We start from the raw sequence: 14,537 nt of genomic DNA, 5'->3' as shown, positions 1-14,537 counted from the left end.
TGACGTATCCGAGTACATTGATCAGTTCTACAACCCGATTCGCCGCCACAGTTACCTAGGTGGCGTCAGTCCGAATGAGTTCGAGGCCGCGCATCGGCGACGACGATCAGGTGTCCACTAAATCCTGGTAACTCCACTCTGACCCCAGTTTCCATGGACTTCCTCGCGATTGGGATGTGAGCCACAATCCCTCATGGACTAATCGGACATTCCCGCCTGATGCATCAAGGCAAGATGTTATTGATAACTATCAGCAGGGAACTTCGCTTGAATGTCCATCATGTAATCGGAGTGGTGGCAACAACGATGGGCGTTTCAAATGACCACAGTTTATGAACACCTCGAATCCTATGCGGGCGAGATCGTCCGTGGTTGGACCTGTGACTCAAACGGTGACAAGCTCCCGTTCCAAGTGGTTCAAACGGCTGGAGGCCCGTATCTCGGCACGACAACCTTTGCGACTCTTGGGTTAAGTAATTTTCAATTACCGGCAGACAAGGCGAGTCATGCCTCAAAGTTGATTCGGCATGAGCTKCTGATGATTGTCCCTTCTGACGCAATTCCACCTAATCTGGTGGGGGTCATTCAACAGATCGGCCTAGAAGCAATTTCGCGTGGAGCCGCGTATTTACGCGGTGAGCTGTTGGGGCCTAGGGGTGAGCTTTTTGAAGGCCATGAACCCAAAGCGTTATACGCGTCTCTTCCGGTCTATTTTCCTGACGATTTTGGGTCTGTAGATGCTGATGGCGTGGGAGATGTCGCATTTGTCTGGCTCATCCCGCTGCTGGACAAGGAAGTGAACTATCTTTCTTCGCATGGATGGCCCGATTTTGAGTCTAGTCTGGTTTCGGAAGATCCCGATTTGGTCGGTCGACTGAGCACCACGAGCACGTGACATCGGTAGCGCGATACTCCGCTACCGGTGAGCTTGGTTGAGCTATCTCAGCCGGCCTTGCGTCCAATTGCCACTAAAACTGGGGTCAAAACTGGGGTCAGAGTGGACTACCCCCGATTTTTGAGATGGCCCGAGTTTGACGGACACCTTTGAAAGGGGATGCCGTGAAAAGGTGCCAGGGACAATTTCATGGGTCAGCGTGCACGGTTTTGAGGGCGCGCACCGTCTCCAAGTCCTCCAGGGGAATGCTGCTGACACTCGATCGGCCTGCCGCCGTCACGCGGCGCCTCGCCCAGGTGGACATCCATCTCGCCGATCCCTGACAGACGATGCCAACCCTGCTTGTTAGGGTCAGTCATTCGCGCTGCCGTGTTGCTCGGCCTCGCGAATGACCATGACCATCAGGTCATGAGGCGCGGGCCGTGAGTGCTGAAACACCCACGACCCGCTAACCATCACCAACTGATTGGAAGTTGACCATGGCTACCCGCGATCATACGGTACGCATTCGCTCGTCCGTTCCCCCTGACGACACCCTCACTCCTCTGCCTAATGACCCGTCATCCACGGCGGTGGCATGGCCCGAAACCCTGCGTCACAGCACTCGCGGTGACATCGCCCTGGCGGTGCTAGCCCTCACGCGGCTGCGTCTCGACAGCGAGCAATGTCGCCACGCGCAAGCACGGGGATTCCCCGGCAGAGCGCTGCCATGGCCGCTTCCCGTGGCCGTCGCGGCCAGCCTGGGCACGGCCATTTATTGCCTCCAGCAATACGCCCACCTGCTCGGTGACGAGCCTCGAGTGAACACCACACGCCTCCGATGATCGCCGTTACGGCGCATCGGCTGGCATGGCGATGCGCCGCTCTCGGGCGATCACCGACGAAGCTGCCAAGCATTCACTGACACGGAGCGCTGTAAGCGCCTGAGCCGCTGCGCGGCCGTGTCCGACAGGGAGGAACGACCATGGAACTGATCCAGCTCACCCCGCATTCGGAAGTGGACCCCTCGCAACCCCTGCGAGCCCCCGGCGACATCCTGCTCCACGCCTACCTGATCCCGAACGCCCTCAACCCCGCCCAACTCGCCCGTCGCACCGGCATACCCTCCAATCACATCAAAGCCTTCATCGCCGACACCCACCCCATCACACCCAAGATCGCCATCCGCCTTTCCCTCGCCTTCGACACCACTGCTTTTTACTGGCTGGCACTTCAGGCGCGGTACGATCTGGAAAGGGCGAAGCCCGTGGTCCGCGCTTATCGGCCCCTCGTTGATTGAGCGAAAACAAAATCCGGGTCAGAGTGGATCACCCCTGATTTTTCGGGCGATTTAACTGGGCACTGAAGCAAGACTCTCGAACAGCCCCGGTGGGCATTACCCCAAGCTGCTGTGCATTCGCTGGGGGCTATAGCGGCGCCTCGTCTCTGCCATGCGGAAACCAAGACAAAGTAAACCTGCGATAGCCCAACCATCGCATATGCGCTGCAATGCGCAGTCCACCAGAAGAAAAAGTGCATCCAGCCCCTGGTTCCCTCGTGCACTATATTCCGACGGTTGCAACCGGCAAAATGACGGATCCCAGCGGAATCTGCACATGACACGAAGCCTTGCCGACGTTATCGACGGAAGATCCAACAATTTCGATCTGATCCGGCTCGGCGCTGCGCTAGCGGTGATGTTTGGGCACTCGTTCTGGATACAGCCATCGATGGGCCGTATCGAGCCGATCCTTGCCCATACGGGCCTTGAGTACACGGGCAGCCTGGCTGTGTACACGTTCTTCCTGATCAGCGGCATGCTCGTCACGGCAAGCTATGTAAGGCAGAAGTCCGCGCTCAAATTCGCCACCTTGCGCGCAGCGCGCATCTATCCCGCGCTTTTTGTCTGTGTCTTGCTGAGTGCCTATGTGCTCTACCCTGCCCTCTCGACGAAGGGCGTCATGGGATCTCTGGCAAGCACCGATGCGTGGGATTATTTTGCAAGGAATGCGGCGCTTTTCCGTGGCACGGTTTGGGTGCTGCCAGGCCTATTTGAGGATGTCGCGCTCAAGGGTGTCGTCAACGGTTCGCTTTGGACTCTTCCGCTGGAAGTGAAGTGCTACGTCCTTGTGTTTGGCCTGGGTATCCTCGGGCTCCTTCGTTGGCGCTGGGCGATCATCGTCGGCGCCATGCTGGCGCTTGCCGGGATCTACTACGTCGTCTCGCATGGGGCGCCCTATGAATTCATCAGTCAGATCGCCAATAAGCCAACCGGATATTCCTTTTACCCAGCGTGCTTCTTTGTGTTCGGCATGATGCTCTACGCCATGCGTCGATCCATCCCTATCTATCCGTTGGCGTGGCTGGTGATGGCGATCAGCTACATCGCCGTTCGTCATCTCGCCGTGGCGCAGCCCTTGTTCTATCTCACGGTCATCTACGGCATCCTCTGCCTGGCGCACACCCCCTTGCTGCATCGATTTTCCCCCAAGGCCGATCTGTCTTACGGCATCTACCTCTGGGCATTTCCCATGCAACAGATCGTGGCGTCCATCTGGCCGCATGGCGACAATCTGATTTGTCTGTTCCTTTCGGTTCCGATGACCCTGGCGCTTGCCTTGCTGTCCTGGCACGCCGTGGAAAAGCCCGCGATGAAGCTTGCCCGATCCTGGGCATCGGCCAAGCCAGCTCTTGCTCATGAATCACTGGCTACGTGAGCGAGTCCGTGGCCACTGACCAGAGTGCAAAGAAAAGCCCGGCCATGTCGGGCTTTTTCTTTGCATGGATCGCAGCCGCCAGCTCGACTCACTTCTTCCGCAATCCCGGCAATCCCCCGCGATAACGCGGCAACAGCGCCGCGCATGTCGAGTGCAGCTGCCCGATCTGCCGAAATGTGCGATTGGCGTAGAGCTGCGCCTGCAGGCGGGCTGCGTCGAGTTGCTGAATGCTGTCGCGCAACTCACTTTCGCGTTCCATCGCGCGCTGCTTTTGCGTGGCGTTGCGTTGAATGTTGGCGCGAAGTCGCTCCGCCCGCGCTTCGGACTCGGCGATGACCCGTTGCAGTTGCATGTTGGCGGCATCGAGCTGGACGCGTCGCACTTCGCTGCGGGCGCGATGGTTGACCTGCGCGACGAAATCGTCAAACGCCTTTTCGGCGGCGTCGAAATCGGACGATTTCATCGCTCGCCACAGCAGGTCGTCCATGTAGATCGCGGCGTAGAACTTCAGTGCGGCGTTATGGAACAGGAGGCGCACGGCGTGGTTGAAGCTGTGCATCTCACGTACTTGCGTCACCGTATCCAGATGCATGAGTGCTTCGACTTCTTCCACGTCAGCCACTTCGACGACATCGCCTTCGGTGTAGTGTCGTGGCCAGACGCCATGGGTCAGTTCCGGTACCGCAAGATCGTCATGATCATGGACGGCATGCGCATCGGCGGTGGCGATGTCGTCCTCCTCGTCGCTGCGAAACACCACGGAAAACTCCCTCATCGATGACGTTTCACTCATGACTGCCTCTGTGCACGACGGCGTAGCGCTGGACCACCGAGACCCTCCAGGGTTTGCTTCAGGAAGATCGGGTGAGCCATGAGGCCTGCCACCCACGAGCGGCACCATGCTCGCTCACGGCGTTGCCGGTGGACGGGGGTTTCTATGCTAACCACGTCGACTGTCGCCAATACATCAGACGCCTCTTGAATCACCACGCCGGGCAGGGGCGACCGACAGTGGCGCAACCGATACCCCCGGGATCTCCTCGTCGGCCTTCCCAAGGCCCAGCCGACCGGCCGCCCTGCCGAATCATTCACACGCCGCGCAGCCAAGGAGAGTAGTGTCAGCTCGAAGGGCCGCGGAGGATGCGATCATGACTGAGGTCGCCGGCATGACCAGCAATGGTTTCAATTACACGGCGGAGTATCTCGGCGCCGTGCACGACAGCGTGTACTGGTCGGCTACGTTTCGCCTCAACGGCATTTATCGCGGCATGCGCCACGGCAGGATTTTCGAGGTTTCCGAACTGTCGAGCACGGAACTGCAGGTGGCCATCCAGGACGATATCGAAGACACCTGGGTCAACGAGCACTGACTCCGCGGTCACACGCCATACTCACGCAATCCAGGTATCTCTCCTCGCCATGTGGACGTGCATACGTTGCCAAACTGAGCTGACGGCCAAGGACACCTTGCCGTCGATCGACAGTTTCGGGGTGTATTTCATGTGCCCGGTATGCGGCAGGCGCAACAGTCTTCGCAGCATCGGCCGGCGCGGGCAGGACGCACCGCTGGTGCTCGCGCCGGTCGACGAATCGGACTGACTCGCGTCCACGGATTGGTCACACGTACTCTTTGAAGTGCGTGCCCGGATCAATGCAGAAAGGGAAACTCCCCCGCCCCATGCCAGCGCCGATGGTCGTTGACGAGCAGCGACAGCGATTCGCACCAGCCGTACACCGGGCCGTGATCGGCAAGCCGCGCTTCCAGTTCGTTGATGAGGGCAGCCTTCTCGTGCTGCACATGACGGGCGACCGATAGATGGGGAACAAAATCAGGAAAGGCGCCGCCTCCCTTGGGATGATCGGGAAAGGCGCGCTCCAGCGCGTTGGCGATCCTGGCGATAGGCTTGGCCGGCTCGGGCGCCAGCCATACGACGGAAGGAAACGTATCCACATGCGCCAGGCGAAACATCGGCGCGGGGATCTCCGCCGCCACGTCGCGCAAGCGCGCCAGCAGAGCAGGCGTGAGCAGCTCGCTGTCGATGAAGGGATAGATCAGGGTGATATGCGCCCCCAGGCCGCGACGCGCCGAAGGGTCGTACTGATCGCGGAAACTGCCGACCAGCGGCTCGGCCTCGGGCACCATCAGCGCTAGCAGGGTACGCGCCATGCTCGGCCCGTCGCCTTCCTCTCTTCCGGCAGATCGCCGTGTCTGCGCATTATGGCGTGCGCAGCGAGGGGAACGACACTCGGCCGTTGGGCCATGCAACGCCCGCGGTCTCGCGCTATGCCATGGGCAACGCCGTCAGTGCCAGTCGCCACCGCTGGCGCGCTTGAGCGGCATGCTGGGAGCGACTGGCACGGGTGCCCAGGCCATGGGCTCCAGCCCGTCATCACCCTGCAGTTCGCGGGCGAACGTCACGCCCTCTTCCTCGCCCGCCTGGATGGCGAGCTCAGGGCTGTCGAAGCAGGCCGCGGTTTCGCCGCTGGTCAGCGCTTCCCAATCCTGGCGATTCATCCATGGGGAACGGAACAGCGTCCACGTGCCGATCCATATCGTTCGACCGTCGCGCACGATGTCGAACAAGTCGCTCTGCACCAGATAAATGCCGACGAGTACCGCCATAAGAACTCCCTTTCGCGCTCTGCGCCATGTGGGGGAACCGGCGGTGGGGGCGCCGGCAACATGGAACGCTGAAAACTCGATGCGAAGCGAAAGCTTACGCATGACTTACATTGCGCGAGCGTGGCAAAGGTCATGCTTTGCAACCGCATGTTTTTACGTACTTTTTGCAATGCATCACGAGCATGACGTTACGCCCGTCCCGGCTTGCATGCGTCGGTCAGGGCGATTGAACGAGCCGGCGAGGGACTACACGCCGCTTGGAACCTCAGGAATGCTGCGAGACAACATCCACGGCGGCATTCGAGATGGATCGTCGACCGTCGCGCCGCAGTCCAGAAATCCACCTCAGGGACCGAGGTCATAGCGCAGCAAGGTCGATGCGCGCTGGCCCTGCCCTCGCCAATCGGTGTCAGCTCGATGTTCTATCCCCACGGATATTCGATGCCGAGTATCGCGCTCAGGCTGGCCTGCCTGGCCAAGTTGGGCGAACCATGCAGCGCCGACCGGACGAGCTCGAAGCAAAGAAGTCTGCTCCATCGGTGAAGGCTGAAATGTTGTCGCCAGCGTGTAGCACTCGCTGTCCAGCTGGCGGTGGAAGAGCTGAGGCCGTACGACGTATCGCCGCTACGGCTGCCGAAGACGTTGCTTTTGTAGAACCCTTTGGAGATGTCGCAATCCGTTCAGCAGCGAAAATCCACGGAAAAAGTGCTTTGCCGCGCGCTCGGGCCAGTGCGCCTGCTGGTGTCGAGCCCATGACTTTGTTGTCGATCCTCGAGGCAGGCATCACCAGGATCGGCGATGACTCGCCGTACTCGCGTCTCGCCGATTTCACGCAGGGCTTGCGCAGGGAGACTCCTGACTGGCACCTCCATAGCGCGATCACATCGCCGCAAATGTACCGACGCCCCCGCAAGTTGGTTTGCGCTGAGCAAGGGAGGAAACCCCGTGAACTATCGCGCACCCTGCGTGGATGACGCAGCTGGCGAGCTCAGTAGATTTTCGCTATGACGCAACGGCCGCGATCGGACTTAGAATGGGAGTGCATCCTTCCATTGCGCGGGATGCGTCCCACCGGCCGATGCATCGCTGAACTCCACGTGTTCGCACCAGCATCGAACAGCTACTCACGATAGAAGACGTGACAAGCTTCATGAGMGCCATCTGAAGACTACACGCGCCGAGTAGGCTGAGACCTACAATGCGTTAGGCGTCGAGCAGCTACCCTAGTCCAGCTCTACAGACTCAGACACTCGGGACGGGCACACCGTGACCCTTCGCATCATCCTCGCTGACGACCATCCTATTTTTCGCAGCGGCGTACGCGCCCTGCTGGAAAACCATACGAATGCCAAAGTGGTCGCTGAAGTCGGCTCGCCGGTCGAGTTGCTCGATGCCGTCGACAAACACCCCTGCGAGCTCTTGATCACGGACTTCAGCATGCCCGGCGGTCAGATGGCCGATGGTTTGCAGATGCTGGGCATGATTCGCCGCCGCCGGCCCGAACTGCCAGTAGTCGTGCTCACCATGGTCAACAACGGCGGCGTGCTCAAGGCGATCCTGGAAACCGGTACGCGCGGCCTGATGAGCAAGACGGACGCTCTCTCGGAGCTGGCGCTTGCCGTGCAGGCCGTGACGCATGGCCGCCTGTTTCTCAGCACCAGCATCAGCCAGGTGCTCGACGATGGCGGCGCAGGCAGTCCTGCCGATGGCCACCCCGCCCTTTCCAAGCGCGAAACCGAAGTGTTGCGCCTGTTCGCGTCGGGCTTCACCGTGACCGAAATCGCCGGCCAGCTCAATCGCAGCGTCAAGACCATCAGCCGCCAGAAGATGGATGCCATGAACAAGCTGGGACTGAAGAACGACCTGGACGTGTACGCCTACGCACGCGAGCACGGCATCCTCGCCTGAGCCGATCGTCCCGGCCGGGCAGCCACGATGGCCGGCAGGACACCCAGCTGACACGACGCCGCTGATGCCCAGGCATCGACATGGCACGTTCCTTGATTGCGCTTGGCTCAAGCAAAGGCGCCTCGAAGAACCAAAACACTCGATGAGGCCCTCGCGATGGTTCGACCATCGCCAACCGATTGGCCGTTTCGCGGGCGTCAGGGGCGCCCACGCATGAACATGAATTTCTGCGTCGTGGATGAGACAGAGCACGAACTCCAGGTGCTTTGTGAAGTGGATCAGCTGCCCGGCCGGGTGGCCTGGCGCGCCCACATCTACGGCACGGTGTCGGCCCAGCAAGAGCTCAGCGGCGAAGCGATGGACCACGATGCCGTGGCTGGCCACGTCCAGGCCGAAGTGCTCGACCGGGGCATTTTCGCCAAAAACTGACCTACAGCGTCATGGCCCTGACCCGCAGCGACATCCGCCGGGAGCACCTGCCACGACAATAAGTGCGCGCTGCACTGCCGCATGCCCACAGCGACTTCGCCGACCGCGGCCAGCTCGGCAGAACTGCCACAAGGGTCGTCCAGGCGCACTCCGAAAACCGAAAAAACAAAGGCCGGCGTCTCCGCCGGCCTTTGTGCATCTGCGTCTTGGTGCCCCCGATACGATTCGAACGTACGACCTTCCCCTTAGGAGGGGGACGCTCTATCCAGCTGAGCTACGGGGGCAACGGGCGGAATTCTGGCATGGAACGGGGTGCGGCGCGAACCCGTTAACAGCCCCCTGCTAGAATGGCGGTTTTATTCCCGGCGCCTTCCCCGCGCCCCGGTCTGGAGTGAAGCATGTCGCACGAAATTCTCACCGCCCTTGGTCTTGGCCAGTCGCATTCGGGCACCTACCTGGGTCAGGGCGAGTGGTCCAAGACGACCGATGCCGGCACCTTGCATCCGGTCAATCCCGCCACGGGCGAAGTGATTGGCACGGTGCACGCCACCAGCGCGGCCGACTACGAAGTGATCGTCAAGCGCGCGCAGGAAGCATTCAAGGTGTGGCGTACCACGCCGGCGCCGCGCCGCGGTGAAGCGGTTCGCCTGTGCGGTGAAGCGCTGCGCAAGCACAAGGACGCGCTCGGCTCGCTGGTTGCGCTGGAGATGGGCAAGATCAAGCCCGAAGGCGACGGCGAAGTGCAGGAGATGATCGACATCGCCGATTTCGCCGTGGGCCAGAGCCGCATGCTCTACGGCTACACCATGCACTCGGAGCGTCCGGGCCACCGCATGTACGAGCAGTACCAGCCGCTGGGCCTGGTCGGCATCATCAGCGCGTTCAACTTCCCGGTGGCGGTGTGGGCGTGGAATGCGTTCCTCGCGGCCATCTGCGGTGATATCTGCATCTGGAAGCCGTCGCCGAAGACGCCGCTGTCGGCCATCGCCAGCATGAAGATCTGCAACGACGCGCTGAACGAAGCCGGCTTCCCCGACATCTTCTTCCTGTTCAACGATGCCGGCACCGATCTCTCGCAGGCCTTCGTGGACGATCACCGCATCCCGCTGATCAGCTTCACCGGTTCCACCAAGGTGGGTCGCCAGGTGGGCGAGCGCGTGGCCAAGCGCATGGGTCGCTCGCTGCTGGAACTGGGCGGCAACAACGCCATCATCCTGGACGAGAGCGCCGACCTGAAGCTGGCGATTCCGGCCATCGTGTTCGGCGCCGTCGGCACCGCCGGCCAGCGCTGCACCAGCACGCGCCGCCTGTTCGTGCATGAGTCCATCATTGGTGATGTCACCGAGAAGCTGGTCGCCGCGTACAAGCAGGTGGAAGGCAAGATCGGCGATCCGACGCTCGCCACCACGCTGATGGGCCCGCTCAACAGCCCGGATGCCGTGAAGGCTTATCTCGCTGCGGTTGAAAAGGCCAAGGCCACCGGCGGCAAGGTGCTCACGGGTGGCGCGGCGCTCAGCGACCGCAAGGGCAACTTCGTGTTGCCGACCATCGTCAGCGGCGTGAAGAACAGCGACGACGTGGTGCAGACGGAAACCTTCGCGCCGATTCTCTACGTGATGCCGTTCAAGACGCTGGATGAAGCCATCGAGCTGCAGAACAGCGTGCCGCAGGGTCTGTCCTCGGCGATCTTCACGCAGAACCTGAAATCGGCCGAGCAGTATCTGTCGGCGGCAGGTTCGGACTGCGGCATCGCCAACGTCAACATCGGTACCTCCGGTGCGGAAATCGGCGGCGCGTTCGGCGGCGAGAAGGAAACGGGCGGCGGTCGCGAGTCCGGTTCGGACGCATGGAAGGTCTATATGCGCCGCCAGACCAATACCATCAACTACTCCAACTCGTTGCCGCTGGCGCAGGGCATCAAGTTCGATCTGTAAGTAAGCAGCATCGGTGCAGCCCGGTGAAAGCCGGGATGCACGCACGACCAGGAAGCAAGTGCAGGCGTAACGGCATCGACGACAGGAGTTGTGATGATGGAAAACGCACAGGTAGTTCAAGCGGCGCCGACGTATAGCTCGCTGGCGATTTTCAGCCTGGTCTTTGCCGTGCTTGCCTGGACTGTGTTGCCGGTGATGGGCCTGGCCACGGTCGGCTTCAGCCTGTTCAATATGATCGCGATGCCGCTAAGCGGTTCGGTCATCGCGTCGCTATGTGCCTGGATCGCGCAGCGGCAGATTCGCCGCTCCGGCGGTGCGATTCGCGGCGAGGGACTCGCCAAGGCGGCGAGAATCATGGCGTACGCGCAGTACACGCTGTTTGGGTTGCTGGTTGCTTTCTTGTTACTGCAGATGCGCCATTAACGGAGCGGCGCGTCAACTATCATCAGCCACGCGAAAGCCGATGAGCCACCGTGTTTCGTCCATGACCTCACAGGGAGTGCGTCCATGAGTTACCAGCCCGCTGCTTACCGATCGACCAACACGCTCGCCGTCGTCAGCCTCATCGCCGGTATTGCCTCCTGGACCGTGCTCCCCTTTGTGGCGGCCGTCATCGCTATTGTTTGCGGGCACCTGGCGCGCAAGGAAATTCGCCTTGCTCCGCCGGGCACCGTGGAAGGCGATTCACTGGCCGTCATCGGCATGGTGATGGGGTACCTGCAGCTGGCGCTGATCGTCCTGGCCATGCTGCTGTTCTTCATTTTTGCAGCCCTGGGCATCGGACTGCTTGCGCATTTCTTTCCCTGGCACGGTTGATCTCCCGTGCGGTAACGGTGCAATCATGACCGACCTCAAGCCCACCGAACGTTTCAGCGACCGCGTCGCCGACTATGTGCGGTTTCGGCCCGACTATCCGATGGCCATGCTGCAATGGCTGCAGAGCGAGTTCGGCGTCACTCCGCAGTGGCTGGTGGCGGACATCGGCGCGGGCACCGGCATTTCCAGCAAGCTGTTCCTGGATGGCGGTTATCACGTGATCGCAGTGGAACCCAATGCGCCGATGCGCGCTGCGGCCGAGAGCTGGCTGGGCGACGATGCGCGTTTCAGCACCGTGGATGGCCACGCGACTGCGACCGGGCTCGACGACGCCAGTGTCGATCTCATCGTCGTGGCACAGGCGTTTCACTGGTTCGACCAGGCGGCCGCGCGTGCCGAGTTTCAGCGCATCCTGCGCCCTGGTGGACTGGCGGCGATCATCTGGAATTCGCGCCGACTGGTTGGCACGCCGTTCCTTGAAGGCTACGAAGCACTGCTGAAAAAGTACGGCACCGATTACACCAGCGTCGCCGAACGCTATGGCGACGAGCCTACCCTGCGGGCGTGGTTCGGCGAGGGCTATCTCGGCATGGGCCGTTTCGATCACGGCCAGCGTCTGGACTATGAAAGCCTCAGCGGCCGGCTGCTTTCCTCTTCGTATGCGCCGCGCGAAGGCCACCCCAATCATGAGGCCATGATGCGCGCCTTGCGCGAGCTGTTCGATCGCTGTGCGGTCAACGGACGCATCGGCTTCGACTACGACACCGTCATCTACGTGGGCCAACTTTCCTGACTATGTACGACCTTATTCGCCCACTGCTGTTCGCGCTGGATGCTGAAACCGCGCATCGTGCGACGCTCTACGGCCTCGACGTGGCCCATCGCAGCAACTTCATCCATCTTGTGGCCAAGCCGCCGCAAGAGCTGCCGACCACCGCGTTCGGCATACGCTTTCCCAATCCGGTGGGACTTGCGGCCGGCCTGGACAAGAATGCCGATCACCTCGATGCGCTGGGCGCACTGGGTTTTGGTTTCGTGGAAGTGGGCACCACCACGCCGCGTCCGCAGCCCGGCAACGACAAGCCGCGCATGTTCCGCTTGCCCAAGCACGAGGCGGTGATCAATCGCCTGGGCTTCAACAATGCCGGCGTCGACGCGCTGGTGCGCAATGTGCAGAAGTCGAGCTATCGCGGCGTGCTCGGCATCAATATCGGCAAGAACAAAGACACGCCCAACGATAAGGCGGTGGACGATTACCTGTTCTGCCTGGAGCGCGTGCATGCGCTCGCCAGTTACATCACAGTGAATATTTCCTCGCCCAACACGCAAGGCCTGCGCGATCTGCAGGAAGAAGCCACGCTGCGCCGCTTCATCGAGACCCTGCGTGAAGCTCAGGAACGCCTGGGCTCGCAGAGCGGCGCGCGCAAGCCGATGCTGCTGAAGATCGCCCCGGACCTCAGCGAAACCGAGCTCGACGCGATCGCCGACGTGCTGCTGGCCGCCAAGGTGGACGGCGTGATCTGCACCAACACCACCATCGACCACACTTCCGTCGCCGACGATCCGCAGGGCAATGAAACCGGCGGCCTCTCCGGCAAGCCGCTGTTCGCCCGCTCCACCGCGGTGCTGCGCGGCATGCGCCAGCGCGTGGGCGACCGGCTCGCCATCATCGGCGTCGGTGGCATTCTCGATGGCAGCGATGCAGCGGAGAAGATCACCGCCGGCGCCTCGCTGGTGCAGCTGTATTCGGGCATGGTTTATCGCGGCCCTGCCCTGATCGCCGAATGCGTGAATGAGATCCGCCGCCAGCAGGAAAGCACCGATGCCGGTTGAACGTATCGACATGGGCGGTTACACGCTGATCGAAAATGCTCCGCTGGCCACGCGCAACACGTTGCGCGTCAATGCGCGGGCGCGCCTGCTGGCCGAGATCAACGACGCCTCCAAGCTCACCGAACTGCTGGAATTCCCGGCCGTGCGCAACGGCAAGCTGCTGGTGCTGGGCGAAGGCAGCAATATGCTGTTTACCGGCGACTATGACGGCACCGTGCTGGCGATGGCCACGCGCGGCGTGCAGGTGGAACAGGATGGCGACGTCGCCCGCATCGCGGTGGCCGCCGGCGAGCGCTGGGACGATTTCGTGCGCTGGACGCTGGGCCAGGGTTTTGCCGGACTGGAAAACCTCATCCTGATTCCCGGCACCGTTGGCGCCGCGCCGATCCAGAACATCGGCGCCTATGGCACCGAGGTGGCGGAGTTCATCGACAGCGTGGAAGCATGGGATATGCAGGAGCGCCGCGTCGCTGTGCTCGATCGCACCGCCTGCGCCTTTGCCTATCGCGATTCGGTCTTCAAGCACGAGCCGGGTCGCTATATCGTCACCGCCGTGCGCTTTGCGCTGCCCCGCTCGCGCGAGTTGCGCACGGACTATGCGGGTATTGGCGACGAACTCGTGCGCATGGGCGTGGACAAGCCGGCACCGTTCCATGTGGCGGAAGCCGTGGTGCATTTGCGCACGAAGAAGCTTCCCGATCCCGCCGTGATCGGCAACGCCGGCAGTTTCTTCAAGAATCCCATGGTCGATGCAGCCCAGGGCGAGGCGCTCAAGCGCGAACATCCAGAGCTGGTGTCGTGGGTTGTCAGCGATGGGCGATGGAAACTCTCCGCCGCCTGGCTGATCGAGACGGCGGGCTTCAAGGGCATGCGCGAGGGCGATGCGGGTATTTCCAATCGCCATGCGCTGGTGCTGGTGAACCATGGTCGCGCCACGGGTGGCGAGCTATGGGCGTTTGCGCAGAAGGTGATCGAAGGCGTGCGCACGAAATTCGGCGTGCAGCTGGAGCCGGAGCCGGTCGTCGTTTGATCTCCCTCTGGCCTCTTCCCTGTGGGAGGGCACCCTGTGCCCGACAAACCTACAGAGCGCTACCTTCAGCGCACCGCGTCCTTGTAGGAGCGCACTTGTGCGCGACCACGGAACGCCAGCGTTTGCGCACCGCCGACCCGTCGCGCACAGGGTGCGCTCCCACAGGTGTGGGCGTCGCGCACGATTACGCCGTCTTGCGCTCCAAATTAAGCAGGAACACCGCAATGGCGTGCAGCTGGCGCCGGTCGTCGTTTGACGGCAGACCCGGCCCCTCCCCTGTGGGAGGGCACCCTGTGCCCGACAAACCTACAGAGCGCAACCTCCAGCGCACCGCGTCCTTGTAGGAGCGCACTTGTGCGCGACCACGGAAGAA

The 14,537-nt window shown here is 61.7% G+C and carries 18 protein-coding genes, 1 tRNA gene and 1 pseudogene; 15 read left to right on the top strand and 5 right to left on the bottom strand.

Annotated features, from left to right (window positions below):
* Positions 1–16: 16 nt before the first annotated feature.
* The 5 genes and pseudogenes from AB4Y82_RS20985 to AB4Y82_RS20965 all read left to right on the top strand — a co-directional run bounded on the left by AB4Y82_RS20985 (position 17) and on the right by AB4Y82_RS20965 (position 3,591).
* A complete protein-coding gene (locus AB4Y82_RS20985) occupies positions 17–121 on the top strand; it encodes a hypothetical protein (RefSeq protein WP_441603779.1) in 105 nt (34 codons plus the stop codon).
* 46 nt (positions 122–167) lie between these two features.
* Positions 168–323: pseudogene (locus tag AB4Y82_RS20980) on the top strand (hypothetical protein); the annotation flags it as partial.
* The gene (locus AB4Y82_RS20975) at positions 320–895 is read left to right on the top strand and encodes a suppressor of fused domain protein (RefSeq protein ID WP_441603773.1); all 576 of its coding nucleotides are present in this window, start codon (positions 320–322) and stop codon (positions 893–895) included. The pseudogene AB4Y82_RS20980 and the gene AB4Y82_RS20975, both read left to right, overlap by 4 nt.
* Before the next feature lie 964 nt (positions 896–1,859).
* The gene (locus AB4Y82_RS20970; RefSeq protein ID WP_441603772.1) at positions 1,860–2,174 is read left to right on the top strand and encodes a HigA family addiction module antitoxin; all 315 of its coding nucleotides are present in this window, start codon (positions 1,860–1,862) and stop codon (positions 2,172–2,174) included.
* A 316-nt stretch (positions 2,175–2,490) separates the two neighbouring features.
* Entirely contained in the window at positions 2,491–3,591 is a 1,101-nt protein-coding gene (locus AB4Y82_RS20965) for an acyltransferase family protein (protein ID WP_441603771.1), read from the top strand.
* An 88-nt stretch (positions 3,592–3,679) separates the two neighbouring features.
* Here the strand turns inward: AB4Y82_RS20965 and AB4Y82_RS20960 are convergent, their stop codons facing one another.
* Positions 3,680–4,384, bottom strand: a complete 705-nt coding sequence (locus tag AB4Y82_RS20960; protein ID WP_441603770.1) for a DUF2968 domain-containing protein — start codon at positions 4,382–4,384, stop codon at positions 3,680–3,682.
* Between the two features lie 355 nt (positions 4,385–4,739).
* Here AB4Y82_RS20960 and AB4Y82_RS20955 point away from each other — a divergent pair, with 355 nt between their 5' ends.
* Positions 4,740–4,961 carry a TonB-dependent receptor gene (locus AB4Y82_RS20955; RefSeq protein WP_441603769.1) on the top strand — a complete coding sequence of 74 codons (222 nt, stop codon included), beginning with the start codon at positions 4,740–4,742 and terminating at the stop codon, positions 4,959–4,961.
* Between the two features lie 49 nt (positions 4,962–5,010).
* Positions 5,011–5,190 carry a hypothetical protein gene (locus AB4Y82_RS20950; RefSeq protein WP_441603768.1) on the top strand — a complete coding sequence of 60 codons (180 nt, stop codon included), beginning with the start codon at positions 5,011–5,013 and terminating at the stop codon, positions 5,188–5,190.
* 49 nt (positions 5,191–5,239) lie between these two features.
* Here AB4Y82_RS20950 and AB4Y82_RS20945 read toward each other — a convergent pair whose 3' ends face one another.
* Together AB4Y82_RS20945 and AB4Y82_RS20940 are read right to left on the bottom strand one after the other, a co-directional pair.
* Positions 5,240–5,758: a 2'-5' RNA ligase family protein gene (locus AB4Y82_RS20945; RefSeq protein WP_441603767.1), complete on the bottom strand. Its 519-nt coding sequence runs from the start codon at positions 5,756–5,758 to the stop codon at positions 5,240–5,242.
* A gap of 135 nt (positions 5,759–5,893) precedes the next feature.
* Positions 5,894–6,214 (bottom strand): hypothetical protein, encoded by a 321-nt coding sequence (locus AB4Y82_RS20940; protein ID WP_441603766.1) that lies wholly within the window; start codon positions 6,212–6,214, stop codon positions 5,894–5,896.
* A gap of 1,266 nt (positions 6,215–7,480) precedes the next feature.
* Here AB4Y82_RS20940 and AB4Y82_RS20935 point away from each other — a divergent pair.
* Positions 7,481–8,122, top strand: coding sequence for a response regulator (locus AB4Y82_RS20935; protein WP_441603765.1), 642 nt, complete (start codon positions 7,481–7,483; stop codon positions 8,120–8,122).
* Between the two features lie 213 nt (positions 8,123–8,335).
* The gene (locus AB4Y82_RS20930) at positions 8,336–8,551 is read left to right on the top strand and encodes a hypothetical protein (RefSeq protein WP_441603764.1); all 216 of its coding nucleotides are present in this window, start codon (positions 8,336–8,338) and stop codon (positions 8,549–8,551) included.
* A gap of 207 nt (positions 8,552–8,758) precedes the next feature.
* On the opposite strand, the gene AB4Y82_RS20925 is transcribed toward AB4Y82_RS20930, so the two are convergent.
* A tRNA-Arg gene (locus tag AB4Y82_RS20925) sits at positions 8,759–8,835 on the bottom strand.
* 114 nt (positions 8,836–8,949) lie between these two features.
* On the opposite strand from AB4Y82_RS20925, the gene amaB reads away from it, so the two are divergent.
* The 6 genes from amaB to murB all read left to right on the top strand — a co-directional run bounded on the left by amaB (position 8,950) and on the right by murB (position 14,164).
* Positions 8,950–10,485: an L-piperidine-6-carboxylate dehydrogenase gene (gene amaB / locus AB4Y82_RS20920; protein WP_441603707.1), complete on the top strand. Its 1,536-nt coding sequence runs from the start codon at positions 8,950–8,952 to the stop codon at positions 10,483–10,485.
* A gap of 93 nt (positions 10,486–10,578) precedes the next feature.
* Positions 10,579–10,908, top strand: a complete 330-nt coding sequence (locus AB4Y82_RS20915) for a hypothetical protein (protein ID WP_441603706.1) — start codon at positions 10,579–10,581, stop codon at positions 10,906–10,908.
* Positions 10,909–10,992: 84 nt separating this feature from the next.
* Positions 10,993–11,301 (top strand): DUF4190 domain-containing protein, encoded by a 309-nt coding sequence (locus tag AB4Y82_RS20910; RefSeq protein WP_441603705.1) that lies wholly within the window; start codon positions 10,993–10,995, stop codon positions 11,299–11,301.
* A gap of 25 nt (positions 11,302–11,326) precedes the next feature.
* The gene (locus tag AB4Y82_RS20905; RefSeq protein WP_441603704.1) at positions 11,327–12,094 is read left to right on the top strand and encodes a class I SAM-dependent methyltransferase; all 768 of its coding nucleotides are present in this window, start codon (positions 11,327–11,329) and stop codon (positions 12,092–12,094) included.
* Positions 12,095–12,096: 2 nt separating this feature from the next.
* Entirely contained in the window at positions 12,097–13,134 is a 1,038-nt protein-coding gene (locus tag AB4Y82_RS20900) for a quinone-dependent dihydroorotate dehydrogenase (RefSeq protein ID WP_441603703.1), read from the top strand.
* 10 nt (positions 13,135–13,144) lie between these two features.
* Complete coding sequence (gene murB / locus AB4Y82_RS20895; RefSeq protein WP_441603777.1) at positions 13,145–14,164, top strand: UDP-N-acetylmuramate dehydrogenase; 1,020 nt, start codon at positions 13,145–13,147, stop codon at positions 14,162–14,164.
* 184 nt (positions 14,165–14,348) lie between these two features.
* Here the strand turns inward: murB and AB4Y82_RS20890 are convergent.
* Positions 14,349–14,537 (bottom strand): hypothetical protein (locus AB4Y82_RS20890; protein WP_441611657.1); only part of this gene is annotated, 189 nt, incomplete at its 5' end.

The organism is Dyella sp. 2YAF14 (assembly GCF_052114725.1).
Classification (GTDB): domain Bacteria; phylum Pseudomonadota; class Gammaproteobacteria; order Xanthomonadales; family Rhodanobacteraceae; genus Dyella.
Note: the sequence above shows the minus strand (reverse complement) of the source record. Positions and strands in the feature narration are given on the sequence as shown.